Here is a 21687-nt window from a genome sequence, read left to right as displayed (position 1 = left end):
TGAGGAATAAATAACCGTTTTTTTCGTAACTTTGTACGAAATAATCATATAATATGGAGGAAAAGTTTGTTTTCACAGAAGATGAAAGGCAGAAATCTTTAATCCTGTTTGAGGAACTGAAGCAAGAGCTGTCTACTTCATGGATTTTGGAGGATGAGAAGAAATTGCTCGCGATAGCAGAAGATGCTATCAGAAACAACAAGATAGAACGAAACACCTTCGGACTCAACCCGATATTGTGCTCACTGCAGACTGCAATCATAGCAGTGAAGGACATCGGGCTGAAGCGCGACTCTATTCTTGCCACCTTATTATATAATGGTGTACAGAGTGGCTATTGCTCTTTGGAAAATGTCGAACAGCAATTCGGCGAAGGAGTGGGAAAGATTATACACGGGCTTGTACGCATACAGAATTTATACAAGAAGAATCCTGTCATCGAAAGCGAAAACTTCCGCAATCTGCTCCTTTCGTTTGCCGAGGACATGCGCGTCATACTGATTATGATTGCCGACAGGGTCAACCTGATGAGGCAAATACGGGACACGGTCAACAAGCAAGCGCAGCACGAGGTTTCCGAAGAAGCCAGCTACCTCTATGCCCCGCTTGCCCACAAGCTGGGTCTCTACCGACTGAAAAGCGAGTTGGAAGATCTTTCCTTAAAATATTTGGAACATGATGCCTACTACCATATCAAGGACAAGCTGAACGAGACCAAATCGGCCCGCGACGCCTATATCAAACGCTTTATTGAACCTGTCGGCAAGCGGTTAGAGCAGACAGGCTGAAGTTTCACATCAAGGGGCGCACCAAGTCCATCCACTCTATTTGGCAGAAGATGAAGAAGCAACGGTGCAACTTTGAAGGCATTTACGACCTCTTTGCCATCCGCATCATTCTCGATTCGCCTTTTGAAAAAGAGAAAATGCAGTGCTGGCAGGTCTACTCCATCGTTACCGACATGTACCAACCCAATCCGAAGCGGCTGCGCGACTGGATATCTGTTCCGAAATCGAATGGCTACGAGTGTCTGCACATCACCGTCTTAGGGCCGGAACAGAAATGGGTAGAAGTGCAGATAAGGACAGAGCGGATGGACGAAGTTGCAGAACACGGACTGGCTGCCCACTGGCGTTACAAAGGCGTAAAGGCAGAAGGAGGCATGGACGACTGGCTCGCTTCCATTCGCACCGCATTGGAGGCAGGAAGCAACTTGGAAGTAATGGACCAATTCAAATTAGGACTATACGAAAAGGAAATCTATGTCTTCACGCCTAAAGGCGACTTGTTGAAGTTTCCCAAAGGATCAACCATCCTTGACTTTGCCTACCACATCCACTCAAAGCTCGGAAACCAGTGTGTAGGAGGAAAGGTTAATGGGAAAAATGTATCGTTCAAGACCGAACTGCATAGTGGGGATACCGTAGAAATACAGACCCTCTCCTCTCAAAAGCCCAAACAAGAATGGCTGAAAATCGTCAAATCGGCACGTGCCAAGGCAAAAATACGTCTCGCCCTGAAAGAGACTCAGGTCAAGGAAGGAATCTACGCCAAGGAAATGCTTGAAAGAAGATTCAAGAACAAAAAGATAGAAATAGAAGACCCTATTATGGCACACCTGCTGAAAAGGCTCGGATTCAAAGAAGTGTCCGATTTCTACAAGCAGATTGCCGACGAGAAACTTGACCCGAACTACGTCATAGAGGAATATCAGAAAGTATACAACCGCGCCCATAACCTCAATCAGCCAAAGGAGACCGAGAGTGCGGAAAATTTCGAGTACAAGAATCCCGATGCAATCCTCTCCCGAAACAATGACGACGTGCTCGTCATCGACGAGAATCTGAAGGGAATCGACTTCACGTTGTCCAAATGCTGCCATCCCATCTATGGCGACCCGGTCTTCGGTTTCGTTACCATCAACGGAGGCATAAAGATTCACCGCAACGACTGCCCCAACGCCCCGGAAATGCGCAAACGCTTCGGCTACCGCATCGTGAAAGCCTGTTGGAGCGGTAAAGGCTCGTCGCAGTACAGCACAACTCTCCGTATCATCGGCAATGACGACATTGGCATCATCAGCAATATCACGAACATTATTTCCAAAGATGAGAAGATTGTCATGCGGTCTATCAATATCGATTCCCATGATGGACTATTCTCGGGGAATCTTGTAGTCATGCTCGACGACCTCTCCAAACTAAACATGCTGATAAAAAGACTGCGCACCATAAAGGGAGTAAAGCAGGTCAACCGAATATAAGTTTTGGATAAAAAAACAAGCATCGCGATGACGAAATTGAGAACGGCACTTTCAGTGTATGAAAGTGCCGTTTTCATTGCCCTAAAGTGCCGTTTTCATTATTCGGAAAAGTCTTGCTCACATTGCGATACATTGATAAGCAAAAAGTCAAGGCAAGCATTATTTTGGCATGTCAGCTGAAAAAAGTACATGAAAATTTGTTCCTTTTGTTGTTTCTCCTTAACTTTGCACATAATAAACTATGCCGCTAACATAAATCCAGACAAGGACCTTATAACTGGTGGTCTATTATTCACATTTACTAATTAAATAAAAGCTTTATGAAAAAGAAAAGAGTCATGACCTTCCTGATGCTTGCTACCGCATTTGCCTCTGCCGCTCATGCGCAAAGTGCATCGAAAGTAATTGTCAAGACGACTACAGGAGACCAAACTTTCAATGTAGCAGACATGAAAGGGTTCAAATTTAATGATGACGGAATTGCCGTCGTTAAGAAAGACGGAAGTCAGGGAGAACTATTCAAGTTTGACAACATCACCTCTATTGAATTTGATGTTGTGGATGGAATTGGGAATACAAAACTTCCTGACGGAGACCTTATTGTCTATTCACCTGCCGGCAGTGGCCTTATCTATATAGACGGCTACAAGCAAGGGGAAAAATACACAACGGCATTGTATACCATTGACGGAAAGCTCATCAGCAAAAATGACAAGTGGGCGGGAACACCCGTTGACGTATCAGGACTTCCTGAAGGCATTTACCTTTTCAAGATAAACAACAGCACACTCAAATTCAAGAAATAATTATGAAAAAATATCTACTATTTTTATTGGCCATTAGCTTGGGACTGGTTGCAAACGCCCAAAGTGACAAGCAATATCATAAAGTTACTGCAACAATGAAGTCGGGTGAAAAGATTGCATATCTTACCGACGATCTCGACTCCATTACATTTGCATATTATGAGAGTGCACAGGTAGGCCTTAAGCAAAGATACGCAACTTCAAGTTCTGTTGCCGTCGACTTCGAGCTTCAGCCTAACTGCTCGAAATTTTATGCTGCCTGCCTTCCTGCCGGAAAGGTGTTGTCCGACGACGAAATAAAGGATTACCTTCTGGAGAATAAGACAGTAGAATCCGATGCGTCGTATGTAAAGGACTTTACGGAGTTGGAGTCAGAAAAGGACTATATTGTATATGCTCTCGCTTTCGACAGCAATGAAATTCCAAGTGGAGTTTCCAAACTTAATGTGAGAACTGGTAAGGTTGCCGATGACCTTCTGAGAATTGAGATTATTGAGACAACGCCGACGACCGTTACTTACAAAGTTGTTCCCAACAACTTCTCAGGAAAGTACGAAGCCCTTTGCAGCGGTTATGAAAAGTATATAGAGGATTGTAATGCCGAAAGCAACGGTGGTGATGTAATCAATCATTTTATTGCATATTGGCAGTGGCTGGCAAGCATGTATCCCGGTGAGACATGGCAAAGCATCATGGACAGACAGCTCTACACTGGTGAGCAAAGCATTACGGGAACCCGTCTTAGATGGAATTCCAAGCAGATGATTGTTGCCTTTGGCATGGATGCAGACGGGAATCCTACCACGCCTGTATATACAAAGACCGCTAACACTCCGGCAGCGAAGCCGACAACCAACCAGATTACCTTGACATTAAGCGACCTCGGGGCAAGAACCGTTACCCTTAATGCGAAGACAACCAATGACGAAGGCTACGTCTTGGCAGTCGAAGGCGAAGCATACGTCAATGCCTTCAAGGGCGACTACAAGGCTATGGCCGAGGACTTCTGCTACCAAGTTGACGTGAATCCATTGGTTGTGAATGGCGACTCATCCAAGACTTTCCCCAACAGAAAGCCGGGAAGAAAATATTTCGCCTTCGCTATACCTATAGACGAAGGAGCTCCTGCAGGAGAACCTATAGTTATTCCGTTTACAACCCCAGCAGAATAAAATGCTGATGCTTTTCCAATTTTCAACAATCACAACTTTATAGAGAAAAAACAAATGAAGAAAACTATATTGCTGTTTATGGCTTCTTTCTTTGCCACTGTAGTCTTTGGACAGACAGGGAGCAATGAAATTCTAAAGTTCATAACAAAGGAAAAAACTTCCAAGGCTGTAATATTAGACCAAGTGAAAGACCTGAAGTTCACCTCCTTCAAGATGGAGGAGTTCACTTTCGATATTACCGAAGTACAAACAGACAAGATATTGATAGACGTCGCACAGCCGGAGAATTGTGTAAAGTACTATATCCTGATTTCTCCCGAAGAGCTTACAGGCACGGAAGGAGAAATACGCAAGAAGATAATCGAGCAATATAACATTGTGCAGACTGCTCCTTATTATGCATGGATTCAAGGCCTCACCGAGGCGACTACCTACTATTTCTATGTATTGGGAGTCGACAGCGACGGGATACCCTGTGCCATGACCAAGAAAGAAGCGAAGACTCTTGCAAAGGCTACCGATGAGTTTAAGATTGAAATATCCAATGTCGCTTCAGCCGACGGCTCGCTTGTCGTTACACCGAAGGATGCAAGCATGACCTACTATCCCTTCATCGTTACCAAGGAAGACTACAACACAATGATTCAGCGCTATACAAACGTGCAGAAGGCTGACACGGAGTATTGGACATACTTGGCAGAACAGATGGGCGTAGAACTGAAGGAGCTGCTCCCCAACCTGTTGCGCACCGGGAAGCTGGAGACAACGCTCAAAGAATTAAAAGGGGCAGACCTTACTCCAGAAACCGAATATGTTGTCTACTGCTACGGTGTTACACCAGAAGGCACATTCACTACGGAACCCTACATGGAGGAGTTCAAGACCACGGCGGCTGAAGTCTCCAATAACAACATTCAGGTAACCATTGACAACGTATACCATGACGGAGTTGACGTAACCGTCAAGACCACCACAGCCGACAAGTATGTCCTCAACATACAGAGCAAGCGCGTCTGGGAAAGAGAGCTACAGAATGCAGAAGACGACAAGGTGAAGGCTGCCACCAGCATTGTAAGCACCCTCAGTTTCTATGGTGGCTTGGAGTCAAGCATCTTCTCTGGAGACTTCAAAGGCAAGGTGCCAACAGGGCAAAGCGACACAGACTGCGTGCTTCTGGTCTTCGGCTATGACGGCGGAATAACGACAGACATTCAGGCCATTGAGTTCCACACGAACCCGGAATAAGGATAACAGACTGTACCACAAGTTATAGAAATAACAGATACGTATAGGAAGAAGTAGGGGCGGCTCTATCCGCTCCTATACTTTCAGCCAGTAATTCAATTCACCAACTATTTGGCTTATTGCCGATTCCAATCAAGAGCAGACGATAGTCTATCTCTGAACAAGATTTTTCATTACAATTTTTATATTCACTCATTTTATTTTTAATTTATGAAAAGAATGCTTTTTATGCTTCTTGCTATGATGGCAATGAAGCTGTGTGCCCAAACAATTATCACTGACACCCCGGAGGGAACCCGCAAGTCGTATAACCGGGTAGGAAAAACCTACAATACCAACACCGGCAAGATAGAGGGAATATCCAGCAAGTTCATGGATGTAGTCTATGGCGACGACGGAAAGACCGTCTATATCCAGAACCTATATCGGGTTTCATGACCAATACTTGGATAAAGGGCACAATAGACGGGAATACCATCACGGTACCCACGGGCCAGACCGTGTATTATATGCAAGAATACAACGCCAGCTTCAAAATATTCATCATGGAGAAGGTGTCGGACGACCCGGTAGACTTCGCGGTAGATGAGACAACATCGAACTTCACATATACCATAGATGGAAAAGACCTGAAACTGAATGGTACAAACTCCGACGGCTCCGTAATTCTCGGTGTAGCAGCAGAAATTCCAGAACAAGGAAGTGCTTGGGGAGGCACGGGCGACTTTGACGTAACCTGCACGGAGGTCGAAGAAAAGCCTGTAGCCATACCCGAAGGCCTTGCCACAACCGACTACAAGATGACCGGAGACGGCTCTGCACCTGTTTCAGGGATAGTGAAGGTTGCACGCGACGGCAACGATGTCTACTTCCAAGGCATATACACCATGTACCTGAAGGCACCATCAAGGGCACCATTGACAGCAACGGACTTGTAACATTCAAGAAAGGCCAGTTCATGGGCACCGTGCTCATCTTCCAGACTTATCTGGTGGGAAGTTCCAACGCAGTTACCCCCGAGGATGACGACGCACCGCTCACCGATGTCGTATTCGAATACGATGCAGCCAACGACCGCTATACGCTCAAGACAACTTCCCTGATATTCAATGACAACCCCGACGAGCTGTCGCTCCTTGACTATTACAACAGCTGCGTACTCTCTAATGAGACAAGCGGCATAAGAGATGCACAGAAGAGTAGCGCAGCGAAGGTAACCTACTACGACCTGAGCGGACAGCGCGTATCGTCGCCTGCCAAGGGCTTCGTCATCCGCAAGACCGAAAACACCGACGGCTCGGTAACGACTTCGAAGCTGTTGGTAAAGTAATCCTGTGGAATCTTATTATGTCTCTGGAAGCATGACAGGCTTTCCAATACATATTTTTATTTCAAATTCATCATCCCTCTACAAGCTCCATCTTGTGGAGGGATTTTTATAGGCAAATTTCTAACCATATATAAATTCAGCCTACCAAATGTCCATTACGCCTACCTTTACTATATTTCTACAAGTGTTACATCTTGATATATAGCCTAATACTTCTTATATCAGAATCTTTTCTAGATCATTTGGAATCACTACATTACCGCTAAAAACAGATTTAGCTTCAGCGGTGTAACGATTTCGTCGAGTGGTAAGTGTGTTGTCTTCCGTATGATATAGGATAAGGTTTCTCACACGAAGTTCCTCTGCCATCCGTGCGGCATCAAGCACTGTGCTATGATGTTTCTCATAAGGCTTGAAACGGTCTCGGTCAGAATAGAGGCAAAAAGCTTCACTCATAAGCCAATCCACATTTTTCTGCATAAATAGCATTCTGTTCGCAATATGGTTCGTCACCAAGGCAACAGAGCTTTTTACTATCAGGCATAAGAGCCTGAAACCCAAATTGCGGTTCCTTTGTCGAGTAAATATCAAAACAAGTCAACTGAATGTTACCTACACTAAAGTGCTCCCCACTTTCCAAGCAATGAAGCTCAACAATACTGCCTATCCCATCAGCTTCTTTAGGTGGAAGAGTTTCACGGCAAATAGAACTCAAAAGTCGGATAACTTTACTATGGCTCCAAATATGCAAATGATGCTTGAATTGTAGAGCCATACGCATCATCCACACACATCCCTGTAAATGGTCTGTATGGGCATGTGTAACAAAAAGGTCTGTGATACTATCTACAGGAACCTCTGCTCTTTCCAATTGTGTCTATATTCCATTTCCACCTCCCGCATCTACCATAAGAGTAACTTTCTCATTGGCATGAATGATAAAACAAGTATTATAGCATTTGGTGGCAAGGGCATTCCTAGTACCAAGCATGGTTATGTACTGCTGAGGAAATATTTCTTTCATCCTGTTTTTGCAACATTAGTCTTCCTTAATTAACATCAGCTCAGGACAGCTCGAAAATCAGAATTGAAAATAAATGAATGGCTGTACGTCCGAACTCTTCACCTGCATGATGATAAAGATAATGGCTGTCAGGGCAACGGCAGAGACAAGTACCCCTCCCTTCTCAAAAACCCGGATGATGCGGTCCTGCCAGTTGTCGGGCAGCCAATGGGTAACAAGTGCCAGTACCATCAGCATGAAAACATATTTATATCCGGCAAAAACGTCGGGCAGAACGGACGGATTGAACTTAGCCACAAGCTGATGAAGCATCACCCATACGCTATCGAAATCCTTGCAGCGGAAAAAGAGCCACGTCAGACAAAGTACGTGGAAGGTAATAAGCACGGAGAAGAAACGGCGGACACCTGTCGGGTGGTAATGGCGGTCGTGCTTCAAGACCGTTTGCGACCAAAACTTGTGGACGCAGACGAGCAGACCGTGGAGCACGCCCCAAACGACAAAGTTGAGAGAAGCTCCGTGCCAGAGTCCGCAAAGCGTCATGGCTATCATCTGGTTCAGGTACATCATCCACTTTCCTCGTCGGTTTCCGCCCAGCGAGATGTAAATATAGTCGCGAATCCACGTGGAGAGTGAGATGTGCCACCGACGCCAGAAATCACTCATGGAGTCGGCTTTGAACGGGGCATTGAAGTTCATCGAAAGCTCGAACCCGAGTAGAAGCGAGATGCCGATGGCCATGTCCGAATAGCCCGAGAAGTCGCTGTATATTTGTATGCAGTAGCCATAGATGCCCAAAAGCACTTCACCGCCTGAAAAGAGGGTAGGATTGTCGAAGATGCGGTCGACGAAGTTCTGCGAGATATAATCGGAAATGACAGCTTTCTTGAAGAGTCCGATGAGGATGAAGTAGACACCCGTGGCAAACATCTTCTGCGAGATATGCAACGGTTTGCGTATCTGTGGACCAAATTCCGTAGCGCGGACGATAGGCCCGGCAAGCAGAGTGGGGAAGAAACTGACGTAGAAGCATAGTCGAGTAGGCTTTCCATCGGCTTCATCCTACCGCGGTAGACATCGACAACGTAGGAGATGGTCTTGAATGTATAGAAGCTGATGCCGACAGGCAGGAAGATGTCCCAAGGCTGGAAGTTGCCACCAATCATCTGGCTTACCATTCCGGCAAAGAAGTTGGTATACTTGAAGTATGCCAACATGCCGAGATTGACGAGCAGGCTCAGTGCCACCCACGGCTTCCGCCTGCTGCCGGCATGTACCCGACGGGCTATCAGAAAGTCGGACACCGTAACAAGTGCCAAGAGCAGGAAGTAGAATCCGCTGCTCTTGTAGAAGAAGTAGTAGGAGAAGAGCGTAACGAACAGCAGGCGTGCCGACAGCCGCTTGCGGAAAGCGAAATAGGCAAGCATGAAACCGAGAAAGACAAAGAGGAACGCACCCGACGAGAACAACAGCGGTTCGCGTGGATTGTAAAGCAGGATGTCCCATACTTTGGTAAAGTTCATTGAAGCGAAATACTCGCTAAGCTGGCTCATTGTTAACTGGAAAAAGAGTTCTATCTGTCTCAATATTGTATCCATCTTGTTGGAAAGTTAAAGGAGTCGGGTGGGGAAGCTGAGAAAGTTCTCGGAAGGGTTCGGGGGGCTAAGACAAAGTATATTCTGTATTATTCATCTGAGGATCTCCAATCAAATTTATTCGGCACTCCTCATTCGTAAATCTTAATTCTTCGCGCATAGTTCTGCTGCCCTGCGACTATCGACCTGAAGATTCCGCCGGCCACATACTTCCCACCTTTATAATTAATATGCACATAGTCTTTCGTGCCCATTTCCTGCTCGTCTACAATGCGCACCATTGTTCCCGGGCCGCCCATGGAGCGGAAGAGGTTGTAGAAGCCCACTTTGGCATCGGAAGCCAGCTGCTCCTGATAGCCAACGAGCATCTCTATGCCTTTCATCGTACCGTCGGGCGACGTCTTGGAACCGCGGTCTGGCGAACCCATCACGAGTATGCTCGTTTCAGGAAAGCACTGGCGGAAGAGCGTCAGCACCTTATTCATCTCCGAGATGTATTTCTTCAGACGTTCGGGAGTCGTCTTCTCATCCACGGCATTGACACCAAATTGGAATACAATTAGGTCATAGGGACGTGCATGGGCAAACTCTTTCAGCATGGCAGGCGGAAGATTGGCCAACGAGCGTCCGTCGGAACCGCGCATACTAAAATTGTCAACCACCACACCCGCATCCGATTCTTGTGCCGTACCGAAGAGGGTAGGAGAGCCGCTTATCCTGATGGTTGCCCCATTTGTATTGCCCTTCATTTCAACCATTTGAACCTTTGGCGACGGTGCAACCTGCACGTTTGTCTGCCTGCCCCCTGCAAGTGTGAAGCTCACGTTTGTCCCCCTTTTGGCCCGAAAGTAAAGACGGGTTGCATCCCACTTCTCTGTATGCGGATATTCATGAAGTTCAAACGGTGATAGCTTTATCTCTGCCGTTCCGTCCATCGTGTAGTATCGCTCTGCAATGCCTGCCTCCGCAACATTGTAGCTGTCGGGCCTCTTCGGCATGTGCTCTATAAGTCCAGAGAACTCGTTGTGAACCACGTGCTTGTACTGGTTGAGGTCGTTTCCGGCATCAATCCATCCCACGCCATACCCACCATATTTCTGCTGAAGCATCTCGCGAAGGTCGGCTATCATGATATCCCCCTCTATGAAAGAGTCGCCAAAATAGGCTATGCGTACGGGGCGCGGCTGCGCTTCCTTATTTGCTAAGGAAGTCAGCCTTTCATAGAAGTGATCCATTCCGCAGGCCTTGCCCTGAGAGAAATCAAGTATTCGTTCCGTCCCCTTGGGCCAGACTTCCTTGAAGTTGACTATATTTCCATCCTTATCCCTTACAATAATTCCGTTCGGCAGCTTGGGTTTGGGAATAACATCTTTCAGAGTCTCCGACTTAACCGATAAGTCGCTTAGGATGTTTATGTTACGCAGTTCTACTCCACTGACTTCTATCTTCGGGAGGAAATGAAGTAATATCAAGAAAATAATAACCAACACTGTCAGCAACAATGTTTTATAGGTGTTATCTTTCATTCAATCTTTAATCTTTGAACGTTGGTGTTTGAATTTTAAGCTTTGTCCGTATAGCTCGTCTTTCTTTTGGCAAAATATGATTCAGCTATTGATATCACAACTTAGAATTGTTCACTATGCACTATGGTTTAATGGCTATCTCAGCTTCTCCATCAGTTCGTCCAGCCGCTGAACTCCCTTCGGGGTACAGATGCCACGGATAAATAACAGGACGGAGGTGTGGAAAATATCCCGAAAATCATACTTCTTGTAGAGGAAGTTATTCATTACATATTCCCCCGTGGCATCGCCCATGATTTGTAACAGTTCGTAGTTGACGTTCGGAAGGAAGTAGCCTTCTGATATGCCACGGCCGATGAAGTCAAGAAAAGCCTTCCTCTGTCTGTCATGCCGCCTGCGCATAAACTCTATCAGCTTGGGGTATTTGTGAAGCTCCTCGAAGAAAAGGGGATTTACATGGCTAAGCTTTTCTGTCTTAAAAAGATACAACTCTATGATAATGTCAAGTACATTCTTCCCCGGAACATCAAAAGTCTCCAACGTCCGCGAGTTTTGCTCATCGTTCGTCAACAGCACGTCAGACAGCAGTTTCTCTTTGTTTTCGTAGATTTCATACAGAGTCCGCTTGGAGATTTTCAGTCCATTGGCTATATCGTCCATCGTTACCTGACGGATTCCCAACCGGTAGAACATCTCCGTGGCTGCCTGAAGGATTTTTCCCTTCAGCTCTTCCCTGTATGCATTGCCTTTATACATATAATGCCGTAAAAACTCGTTTTGCATTGCAAAATTACAAAAAACTTCGGTAACGACTAATGTTTTACAATGGTTTTTACTATCTTTGCGAAAAGATTATGTATTTGTACAGGAATGACAATAACAAATTAGAAACTTTGTATGGTAAAAATTACGAAAGAAGCGGCATTGGAATATCACAGCAATGGCCGCCCCGGTAAGATTGAAGTAAAACCAACCAAACCCTATAGCACTCAGACCGACTTGAGTCTGGCTTATTCTCCGGGTGTAGCCTACCCCTGTCTCGAAATCCAACAGAACCCAGACGATGTATATAAGTATACCGACAAGGGTAACCTTGTAGCTGTCATATCCAACGGTACTGCTGTTCTCGGGCTCGGTGACATTGGTGCCATGAGCGGAAAGCCCGTAATGGAAGGAAAGGGACTGCTTTTCAAAATCTACGGCGGTGTGGATGTATTCGACATAGAAGTAGACGAAAAAGACCCTGATAAATTCTGCGAAGCCGTAGAGCGGATTGCTCCGTCGTTCGGTGGTATCAATCTCGAAGATATTAAGGCACCGGAATGTTTTATTATCGAGGAACGGCTGAAACGCACTCTTGACATTCCTGTCATGCACGACGACCAGCACGGCACGGCCATCATTTCGGCTGCCGGACTGAAAAACGCGCTTGAGGTGGCAGGAAAGGACATCGATAAGGTGAGTCTCGTAGTCAACGGTGCCGGTGCAGCGGCTATTTCCTGTACCAAACTCTATATGGCATTAGGTCTGAGACGCGAGAATATCGTCATGCTCGACTCCAAAGGCGTCATCACTTCCGACCGTCCCGGCCTGACAGGACAGAAGTCGCTCTTCGCCACCGACCGCCGCGACGTGCATACACTCGAAGAAGCCATCAGGGGTGCCGACGTCTTTGTCGGGCTGTCCAAGGGAAACATCCTCACGCAGGATATGATTCGCTCAATGAACGAGAATCCTATCGTCTTTGCCCTTGCTAATCCCGTCCCGGAAATCTCATACGAGGATGCCATGGAGGCTCGTTCCGATGTGCTGATGTCAACAGGCCGGTCAGACTACCCCAACCAGATTAACAATGTCATCGGCTTCCCCTATATCTTCCGCGGTGCACTCGACGTGCATGCCAAGGCCATTAACGAAGAGATGAAGATGGCTGCCGCCCTCGCCATTGCTGAACTGGCAAAACAACCTATACCCGATATTGTAAACGATGTCTATCACGTCAACGACCTTGAATTTGGCCCGAAATACTTCATTCCGAAACCAGTCGACCCGCGCCTCATTACAGAAGTCAGCGCGGCAGTAGCCAAGGCAGCTATGGAGAGCGGTGTGGCCCGCACTCCTATCACGGATTTCGACGCCTATAAGCAGAGTCTGCGCGAACTGCTTGGGCAGGAATCGAAGCTGACCCGTTATCTCCACGCTACGGCGGCCCGCCACCCACAGCGCGTGGTTTTTGCCGAAGGAGCCAACCAGACTATGATGAAAGCAGCCGTACAGGCCAAGCAGGAAGGTATATGTTACCCTATCCTTTTGGGCAATCCCGACCGTCTGGCACGTGTAGCCCATCGCCTGAAGCTCGACCTTACAGGTATTGAAATCATTGATATGCGTGCAGACAAGGAGCAGGGACGGCGTGCCACGTATGCAAAGCACCTCACTGAGAAGCGTGCCCGGCAGGATATATCTTCGAGGAGGCCTGCGACAAGATGTACGAACGCAACTATTTCGGTATGTCCATGGTCGAAAACGGAGATGCCGATGCCTTCATTACGGGTCTTTATACCAAATACAGCAACACCATTAAGGTTGCAAAGGAGGTCATAGGCATCCGTCCCGAATACGGACACTTCGGCACTATGCACATCCTTAATACCAAGAAAGGCGTCTACTACATTGCCGACACGCTCATCAACCGTCATCCTGATTCCGACGTACTTACCGATGTTGCCCGGTTGGCAGCCCACTCGGTGAGGTTCTTCAACGACGAGCCGGTCATAGCTATGCTCTCTTACTCTAATTTCGGTGCCGATACCACAGGCTCGCCCCTGCGGGTACATACGGCAGTAGAAATACTCCAGAAAGAGAATCCCGACCTCGCCATTGATGGAGAAATTCAGGTAAACTTTGCCCTTGACAGAAAACTACGCGACGAGAAGTTCCCCTTCACACGCCTGAAAGGCAAGAACGTCAATACGCTCGTTTTTCCCGACCTCTCCTCGGCCAACAGCGGCTACAAGCTCTTGCAGGGACTCAGTCCCGAAACGGAGGTTATCGGCCCGATTCAGATGGGACTGAACAAGCCTATCCATTTCACCGATTTCGAAGCATCAGTCCGGGACATTGTCAACGTTACCGCAGTGGCTGTCATTGATGCCTATGTTGAGAAGATAAAGAACAAGAAATAATACCAGAGAAATGGCTTTCGGGGCAGCCGGAACCATTCTCCCCATTAACCAACCGATAAGACTCCTTTGGATTTCAAGAATCTAAAGGAGTCTTTTTATGATTCTATTTTATTGCTGTCACTATAAGAGATTTAAAATTGTCCTATAAGAGATTTAAAATTGTCCTATAAGAGATTTAAAATTGTCCGCTAAAACTTTTCTCCCATCTAAAATCCTCTTTTGCATGATAAACCCCGAAAGTTTTTGTCTAACTTTCGGGGGCACTTCACGGTAACGTCTTCTTTTTTGTTAGAAACACTGTGTATCCGCACACCATATTTTCATAGACGGCAATCAGCAAGTTACAAAAAGCTGAACGGTGCTTGCTATAGGGCAAAGTATATTTTGTTCAAAACTTATCGGCTTTTCAAACTGTTTCTCTAATCTTTTCGCTAACTTTGCGGCATGAAACGAATTATCAACTGGAAAGAGTTCTTGGTGCTCTTCATTGTTATTGGCGGCATCTATTATATTAGTAAGTCTTTGTGGATAACGGGCGGCGTGCTTGCTATCCTGCTGTTGATTGACGGTTTTTTGCGCGAGTACGACAACAAGAAGCGGGGAGAGAGGCAGGCGGAAGAAATCAGGAAGAAAAGCCTCAACCCCAACCCCTCTCCGGAAAAAGAGGAGGGCGAGGTGTAAGCTTTCCCTGTATGAGGCCGTGTTTTACCAAAGTGCAAAGATGGTTGAAGGTAGGATGTTGTGCTGCGATATGGGGATATATCCCTATGTCTGTCCGTCTTTTGCCCGAAGCCGTGTTTTATACTTCTATGGGGAATAAATGACAGAAAAACTATACGGAATGGAGAAACTATCAGAACTATATAAGAAATGGAAAGGCTGCCAGCCTGCCAAGGTGGAGAAACTGGCAGGGGCAGGCAGCAACCGGGAATACTACCGGCTGGCTGACGAGGATGGCGAGACGGTTATTGGCGTCATCGGTACGAGCCGCGACGAAAATCATGCCTTCGTCTATCTTGCGCGGCATTTTGAGAAACGGCAACTGCCCGTTCCGCACGTTTTGGCTGTATCTGACGACGAGACTTGCTATCTGCAAACTGATCTTGGAGATACTTCGCTTTTTGATGCTGTCGGTGGAGGACGGGAAACAGGCGGACGCTATAACCTTGCCGAGCAAAAGCTGCTACGCCGTACTATCCGCGAGCTGCCGAACATTCAGCTCCGGGGCGCACGCGGGCTGGACTTTTCCCAATGTTATCCGCAGCCCGAGTTTAATCAGGAGAGTGTACTCTTCGACCTGAACTACTTTAAGTATTGCTTCCTGAAGGCAACCGAGCTTGATTTCCACGAGTTGAAACTTGAGGCCAATTTCCGTATGTTTGCCAAAGATTTGACCTCCGAGAAAATGGACTCGTTTCTCTACCGCGATTTTCAAGCCCGGAACATTATGCTGGACAGTATGGGAAGTCCTTACTTCATTGACTTTCAAGGCGGGCGGAAAGGTCCGTTTTACTACGATCTCGCTTCCTTTCTCTGGCAGGCGAGTGCTAAATATTCCTTCAAACTGCGTCGCGAATTGGTCTTTGAATACTATCAGAGCCTAAAAAATTATACGGAAGTGCCTTCGAAGCGGCATTTCGTCAACCGGCTTTCGCTCTTCGTCCTTTTCCGCACCTTGCAAGTCTTGGGCGCATACGGCTTCCGTGGCTACTTTGAGCGGAAGAAGCATTTTGTTGATTCCATTCCTCCTGCCATTCAGAACCTACGCGACTTGCTGGCATTGGGAGAAAAGGTTTTCCCTTATCCTTATATGATGGACATGCTGCGCCGACTGACCGAACTGCCGCAGTTTGCCCGTATAGAACAACCGGCTGCCAATCGGTCGGACGGATTCAAGATAGCCGAGAACGACATCTACAAGGCGAATCCGTTGGACGGGCCTGCCACGTTCTCCAAATACGACGGAAAAGGCCCGTTGATCGTGCGCGTGTTCAGCTTCTCTTTCAAGAAGGGAATCCCGGAAGATACGTCGGGTAATGGTGGTGGCTATGTTTTCGATTGCCGAAGTACGCATAATCCCGGCCGCTACGAGCCTTATAAGAAAATAACAGGGTTGGACGAGCCTGTCATCCGCTTCTTGGAAGATGACGGTGAGATACTTGATTTCCTCAAACCCGTGTACAAACTTGCCGAGCACCACGTGGAGCGGTATATGCAGCGTGGTTTCACCGACTTGATGTTCAGCTTCGGCTGTACGGGCGGTCAGCACCGTTCCGTATATAGTGCACAGCATTTGGCAGAACATATACATGAGAAGTACGGTATAGAAGTGAGAATAATGCACAGGGAGCAAGGGATAGAACAAACGATACCTGCTTCTTCCCCGACTTCTCCCTAAAAAAGGAAAGAAGTTGAATGTGAGACCTTCCTATAGTCTCTCTGATGATTTTCTGTCGGGGATTCGGTTTATTGCAGACTTGGTCGCACACAAACCGAATCTTGCAGGCTGCTTTTTTTTCGCATAATCACTCTTTTCCTCTTTGTGAGGGGACGGAATGAGGTTCTCTCTTTAGGCTTGGAGGCTTTATTTTCCCTAACGATTCCTTTGGTGTCTGAAAAAAAAATGCTACATTTGCACGCATTAAAAAAGTGAAGCTAATGCAAGCAATGATTTTTGCAGCTGGTCTCGGAACCCGGTTAAAACCGCTTACCGACACGGTGCCCAAAGCACTGGTAAGGGTGGGGGACAAACCGCTCATTGAACATACAATCCTTAGTCTGCGTAGTGCCGGTTGCGACCGTATCGTCGTAAACGTTCATCACTTTGCCAATCAGATTAAGAATTATCTCAACGACCATAATTTCGGAACAGACATCTTTGTTTCCGACGAAACGGAGCAGCTCCTTGATACCGGAGGCGGTATCAGGAAGGCTGCTCCGCTTTTTGTTGATAGTGAGCCTGTACTGATTCACAATGTGGATATACTCAGCAATATAGACTTGAGAGCCTTCTATGCAATGTCTGCCAATGAGGAAAACGATACCAAGGCAGATGCCTTGCTGCTTGTCAGCCGCCGTATTACAAAGCGATACCTTATCTTTGACAAAGTGATGCGTCTCGTTGGTTGGACTAATGTTGAAACGGGGGAGGTGAAGTCGCCCTACAGGCCAATTCAACAACTTCGTTTCGTTCTGCCCGATGGTGAGCATCTCATACAGCATGGCTATCGGCTCTACGCCTTCTCCGGCATCCACACCATTCATCCCACTGTCTTTGGCTGATGAAGGCAGAGTGTCCCGAGCGATTCCCGATAATGGATTTCTACCTGAAGTATGCCAATCGCCTGACCATCCGTGGATGTGTCAAGGACGATTTGAAACTGATGGATGTAGGCAAGCTCAACACGCTGAAAGATGCCGAAGCGTTTTTGGAAGAAATCAAGGATTGAAGAAGTCAAGGACTAAAGAGAGTTTGAGAAATCAAGTCAAATATATGCTTGGAGTCTCTCTCCAAGATACTGCATGAAGGTATTCGCCCGACTCCCTTAATTCTATATAGAATAAAATACAGACAATTATATTTTATGCAACAGAAAATCATTATTTTGGATTTCGGCTCACAGACTACGCAGCTTATTGGCCGTCGTGTCCGTGAGTTGGATACCTTCTGTGAAATCCTGCCGTACAACAAGTTTCCGAAGGACGACCCATCGGTCATAGGTGTGATTCTCTCGGGTTCTCCCTATTCGGTACACGCTCCTGAAGCGTTCAAGGTCGACTTGAGCGAGTTCATCGGAAAGGTTCCCGTGCTCGGCATCTGCTACGGTGCACAGTTTATTTCCCATGTCAACGGTGGTAAGGTTGAGCAGACTGGTACACGCGAGTATGGACGTGCAAATCTGGAAAGCATTGCGCTCGACAACCCGCTTTTCAGCGGATTCGAGAAAGGCTCGCAAGTATGGATGAGCCATGGCGACACGATTACGGCCATCCCCGACGACTACGAGATTATCGCCTCTACGGGCGATGTCAGGTTTGCCGCCTTTGCCTCTACGAAACAGCCCGTCTGGGCCGTTCAGTTCCACCCGGAGGTCTATCATTCCCTCCAAGGCAAACAGCTCTTGAAGAACTTTGTCGTAGACATCTGCGGCAGCCGGCAGGAGTGGAGTGCTGCCTCGTTCGTTGAAAGTACCGTAAAGGAACTCCGCGAGCAGGTGGGCAACGACCGTGTCATCCTCGGTCTGTCGGGCGGTGTGGACTCTTCTGTCTGTGCCACCTTGCTCAACAAGGCCATTGGCAAGAACCTTACATGTATCTTCGTTGACCACGGCATGTTGCGCAAGAATGAGTTTGAGAAGGTGATGGAAGCTATAAGGGCCTCGGCTGAACGTTATAGGTGTGGACGCTTCGGAAAAGTTCTTCAAGGACTTGGAGGGGGTAACCGACCCGGAGCAGAAACGCAAGATTATCGGCCGCGACTTTGTAGAGGTCTTCAATGCTGAGGCGAAGAAGATAACCGATGCCAAATGGCTGGCTCAGGGAACGATTTACCCAGACCGCATAGAGAGCCTGAGCATTACAGGCATGGTCATCAAGAGCCACCACAACGTTGGCGGTCTGCCCAAGGAGATGCACTTGCAGCTCTGCGAACCGCTCCGATGGCTCTTCAAGGACGAGGTGCGCCGTGTAGGCTACGAGATGGGCATGCCCGAACGTCTCATCAAGCGTCATCCGTTCCCCGGTCCGGGTTTGGCTGTCCGCATCCTTGGCGACATCACCCGTGAGAAAGTGCGTATCCTGCAAGATGCCGACGATATCTACATAGAGAAGATGCACGACTACACCATGCCCGACGGCACAAGTCTCTACGACCATGTATGGCAGGCAGGTACGGTACTTCTCTCCACCATCCGCTCCGTAGGGGTGATGGGCGATGAGCGCACTTACGAGCATCCTGTTGCCCTGCGTGCCGTAACCTCTATGGATGCCATGACGGCAGATTGGGCGCACCTGCCTTACGACTTCATGGCAGACGTGTCGAACGAGATTATCCGTAAGGTGAAAGGAGTCAACCGAGTATGTTATGACATCTCCTCAAAGCCGCCCTCGACGATAGAGTGGGAGTAAGGCGGGTCAATAGCAGCTTCCGCCTTCTTGTAAGCCAAAAGAAGGGAAAGTATTATCCGTAAAATGAAAGTGGCACTTTGAGCCAGTCAAAGTGCCACTTTCAGCCTGCGAAAGCGGCACTTTCATATTTCAAACACGGTTCTTCTGTCAGGACAGGAAGAAACGCCTGATAGCCAGTCTGTTATATTTCAAATTAAGTAAGTGGAAAATTAAAGGCTGTTTATTGCACTTTGCTCCGCACTTGAAAACTGAGTTATACAATTAAGGGAGTGGAGGATTTCTATTCAGCAAGTACATTCAGCCAAGGGCATATAGTCTTTTTCCATCCACACCGGGGGCAAAAAGTCCCATAACCCTGTAATACGACTTTTTCAGAGTGTTATTCCCCTTTCGCTTCCGTCCTGTCTCTCTTCATCCAAAACAATAGGGAAAATAGTCAATAACGCTTTAGGAGCATATCAATTTCCACCCATGCCCACTTTCATAGCCATCGACCTCAAGTCGTTTTATGCCAGCGCGGAGTGTGCCGAGCGCGGTCTCGACCCACTTACGACCAACCTTGTCGTTGCCGATGTCAGCCGTACAGAGAAGACTATCTGCTTGGCAGTGTCGCCATCGCTGAAAGCATACGGTATTCCCGGACGTGCACGGCTCTTTGAAGTCAACCAACGGCTAAAGGAAGTAAACGAGGAGAGAAGGAGAAAATCGCCCCGTCAGCGGCTGACAGGGAAATCCATATCGGACAAAGAGCTGAAAGAGCATCCTGATTGGGAAATAGACTATATAGCCGCTGTGCCACGTATGGCATACTATATCAGACATAGTTCTCGTATATACAGCATCTATCTGAAGTATATTTCGTCCGAAGACATCCATGTCTACTCCATAGACGAGGTGTTTATTGATGCCACCAACTACCTCAAGAGCTACAAGATGACCGCCCGTGAACTGGCAATGAAGATGATTCAGGATGTATTCCGACAGACAGGAATCACTGCAACGGCAGGTATCGGCACCAACCTCTATCTCTGCAAGGTGGCCATGGATATTGTGGCCAAGCATATTCCTGCCGGAAAGGACGGGGTGCGGATTGCGGAGTTGGACGAGAGGACGTACCGGGAGAAACTCTGGAATCATCGGCCTATAACAGATTTCTGGCGAGTGGGCAGAGGGACGGCTCAGCGGCTTGCCTGCTACGGACTGGACACCATGGGAAAGATTGCCCGTTGTTCCATCAACCACGAGGAGTTGCTGTATAACCTGTTCGGTATCAATGCCGAACTGCTCATTGACCATGCGTGGGGATGGGAGCCCTGCACGATGGAGATGATAAAGGCCTATCGTCCGGAAAACAATTCTATGAGTAGCGGACAGGTATTGCAGGAAGCCTACACCTTTTCCAAAGCCCGCATCGTCGTGCAGGAAATGGCGGAAGACATAGCTCTCAGCTTGGTGGAGAAACAATGCGTTACCGACCAGCTTGTCATCAGCATCGGCTACGATAAAGAAAGCCTCAACCGGCAATCCATCCACTATACAGGCCCGGTAGATACGGATTGGTACGGCAGGAAAGTACCAAATATGCCCATGGAACAGCCAATCTTCACCGTTTCACTTCGTCTACCCGCCTCATAACCCAATCCGTTGTGCAGCTTTACGACCAGATTGTAGACGCACAGCTGTTGGTAAGACGCATTAACATTTCTACCAACCACGTCGTCAGTGAAGAGCAGGCACACCGACAGACTGCCGTACCTGTACAACTTGACATGTTTACCGACTATGAAGCCTTAGCAGACAAAAGGGAAAAGGAAGAAAAAGCATTGGCAAAGGAGCGCAGAATACAGGAAACGACTATCAGCATCAAACAAAAATTTGGAAGAAACTCGCTTCTGCGGGGCCTTAACTTTGAAGAAGGAGCTACGGCGAGAGAACGCAATCAGCAAATAGGAGGACACAAGGCATGAACGAATCGTACGACGACATTATTCATCTTCCCCATCCTGTATCGAAGACTCACCCACCGATGAGCCTTTACAACCGCGCTGCTCAGTTCGCTCCCTTCGCTGCCCTTACAGGCTATCAGGCTGCCATAGAAGAGGAGGCACGCTATACCGAACAGAGGATAGAGCTGGCAGAGGATGACTATCGGGAACTTAACCGCAAGATGACCACCATTGCAGCACACGTCAATGAACATCCTGCGGCATCCATCACGTATTTTCAGCCCGACGGGTATAAAGACGGTGGGGCATATCTGACCATAACCCAGACCATCAAGGCAATAAATGAAGATACGCACGAGATAATTTTGGACACAGGACAGGCGATTCCGCTCTCCGGCATCATTGAGATTGACTTAGACTGACAATCTTGTAGCAAGGCAACTTTGCGTGTACAAAGAGGCAGGATAG

Annotated in this window: 12 protein-coding genes and 6 pseudogenes; 14 read left to right on the top strand and 4 right to left on the bottom strand. The window is 47.5% G+C overall.

The window, feature by feature from the left end; all coding sequences use genetic code 11:
- Positions 1-53: 53 nt before the first annotated feature.
- From JCM15908_RS12790 to JCM15908_RS06460, 7 genes and pseudogenes are all read left to right on the top strand, one after another.
- Positions 54-2263 (top strand): annotated as a pseudogene (locus JCM15908_RS12790) (RelA/SpoT family protein).
- Between the two features lie 320 nt (positions 2264-2583).
- Complete coding sequence (locus JCM15908_RS06485) at positions 2584-3069, top strand: T9SS type A sorting domain-containing protein (protein WP_025002732.1); 486 nt, start codon at positions 2584-2586, stop codon at positions 3067-3069.
- A 2-nt stretch (positions 3070-3071) separates the two neighbouring features.
- Complete coding sequence (locus JCM15908_RS06480; RefSeq protein WP_025002731.1) at positions 3072-4241, top strand: hypothetical protein; 1170 nt, start codon at positions 3072-3074, stop codon at positions 4239-4241.
- A 54-nt stretch (positions 4242-4295) separates the two neighbouring features.
- Positions 4296-5486, top strand: coding sequence for a hypothetical protein (locus JCM15908_RS14120; protein WP_025002730.1), 1191 nt, complete (start codon positions 4296-4298; stop codon positions 5484-5486).
- Positions 5487-5705: 219 nt separating this feature from the next.
- Complete coding sequence (locus JCM15908_RS06470) at positions 5706-5924, top strand: hypothetical protein (RefSeq protein WP_234396395.1); 219 nt, start codon at positions 5706-5708, stop codon at positions 5922-5924.
- Entirely contained in the window at positions 5921-6424 is a 504-nt protein-coding gene (locus tag JCM15908_RS06465; protein ID WP_025002728.1) for a hypothetical protein, read from the top strand. Before JCM15908_RS06470 ends, JCM15908_RS06465 begins: the two co-directional genes overlap by 4 nt.
- Positions 6425-6444: 20 nt before the next feature.
- Positions 6445-6816 (top strand): hypothetical protein, encoded by a 372-nt coding sequence (locus JCM15908_RS06460; protein ID WP_025002727.1) that lies wholly within the window; start codon positions 6445-6447, stop codon positions 6814-6816.
- A 448-nt stretch (positions 6817-7264) separates the two neighbouring features.
- Here the strand turns inward: JCM15908_RS06460 and JCM15908_RS15485 are convergent, their stop codons facing one another.
- From JCM15908_RS15485 to JCM15908_RS06435, 4 genes and pseudogenes are all read right to left on the bottom strand, one after another.
- Positions 7265-7687 carry an MBL fold metallo-hydrolase gene (locus JCM15908_RS15485; protein WP_306303715.1) on the bottom strand — a complete coding sequence of 141 codons (423 nt, stop codon included), beginning with the start codon at positions 7685-7687 and terminating at the stop codon, positions 7265-7267.
- A 210-nt stretch (positions 7688-7897) separates the two neighbouring features.
- Positions 7898-9393, bottom strand: a pseudogene (locus JCM15908_RS12775) (MBOAT family O-acyltransferase).
- Between the two features lie 173 nt (positions 9394-9566).
- Positions 9567-10961, bottom strand: a complete 1395-nt coding sequence (locus JCM15908_RS06440; protein ID WP_025002724.1) for an SGNH/GDSL hydrolase family protein — start codon at positions 10959-10961, stop codon at positions 9567-9569.
- Between the two features lie 135 nt (positions 10962-11096).
- The gene (locus JCM15908_RS06435; protein ID WP_025002723.1) at positions 11097-11717 is read right to left on the bottom strand and encodes a TetR/AcrR family transcriptional regulator; all 621 of its coding nucleotides are present in this window, start codon (positions 11715-11717) and stop codon (positions 11097-11099) included.
- A 141-nt stretch (positions 11718-11858) separates the two neighbouring features.
- Here JCM15908_RS06435 and JCM15908_RS12770 point away from each other — a divergent pair.
- The 7 genes and pseudogenes from JCM15908_RS12770 (at position 11859) to JCM15908_RS06400 (ending at position 21641) form a co-directional block, all read left to right on the top strand.
- Positions 11859-14146: pseudogene (locus tag JCM15908_RS12770) on the top strand (NADP-dependent malic enzyme).
- Positions 14147-14590: 444 nt separating this feature from the next.
- Positions 14591-14827, top strand: a complete 237-nt coding sequence (locus JCM15908_RS06425; protein ID WP_025002722.1) for a hypothetical protein — start codon at positions 14591-14593, stop codon at positions 14825-14827.
- Positions 14828-14987: 160 nt separating this feature from the next.
- Positions 14988-16544 carry a RapZ C-terminal domain-containing protein gene (locus tag JCM15908_RS06420; RefSeq protein ID WP_025002721.1) on the top strand — a complete coding sequence of 519 codons (1557 nt, stop codon included), beginning with the start codon at positions 14988-14990 and terminating at the stop codon, positions 16542-16544.
- A 260-nt stretch (positions 16545-16804) separates the two neighbouring features.
- A pseudogene (locus tag JCM15908_RS12765) lies at positions 16805-17595 on the top strand (nucleotidyltransferase family protein).
- A 135-nt stretch (positions 17596-17730) separates the two neighbouring features.
- Positions 17731-19273, top strand: a pseudogene (gene guaA, locus JCM15908_RS12760) (glutamine-hydrolyzing GMP synthase).
- A gap of 471 nt (positions 19274-19744) precedes the next feature.
- Positions 19745-21240: pseudogene (locus tag JCM15908_RS12755) on the top strand (Y-family DNA polymerase).
- Positions 21237-21641 carry a YolD-like family protein gene (locus JCM15908_RS06400; protein WP_025002720.1) on the top strand — a complete coding sequence of 135 codons (405 nt, stop codon included), beginning with the start codon at positions 21237-21239 and terminating at the stop codon, positions 21639-21641. Before JCM15908_RS12755 ends, JCM15908_RS06400 begins: the two are co-directional and overlap by 4 nt.
- Positions 21642-21687 lie beyond the last annotated feature (46 nt).

This window comes from Prevotella dentasini JCM 15908, assembly GCF_000614065.1.
Classification (GTDB): Bacteria; Bacteroidota; Bacteroidia; order Bacteroidales; family Bacteroidaceae; genus Prevotella; species Prevotella dentasini.
The sequence above is the reverse complement of the archived record's forward strand: the minus strand, read 5'-3'. Positions and strand labels throughout refer to the sequence as shown.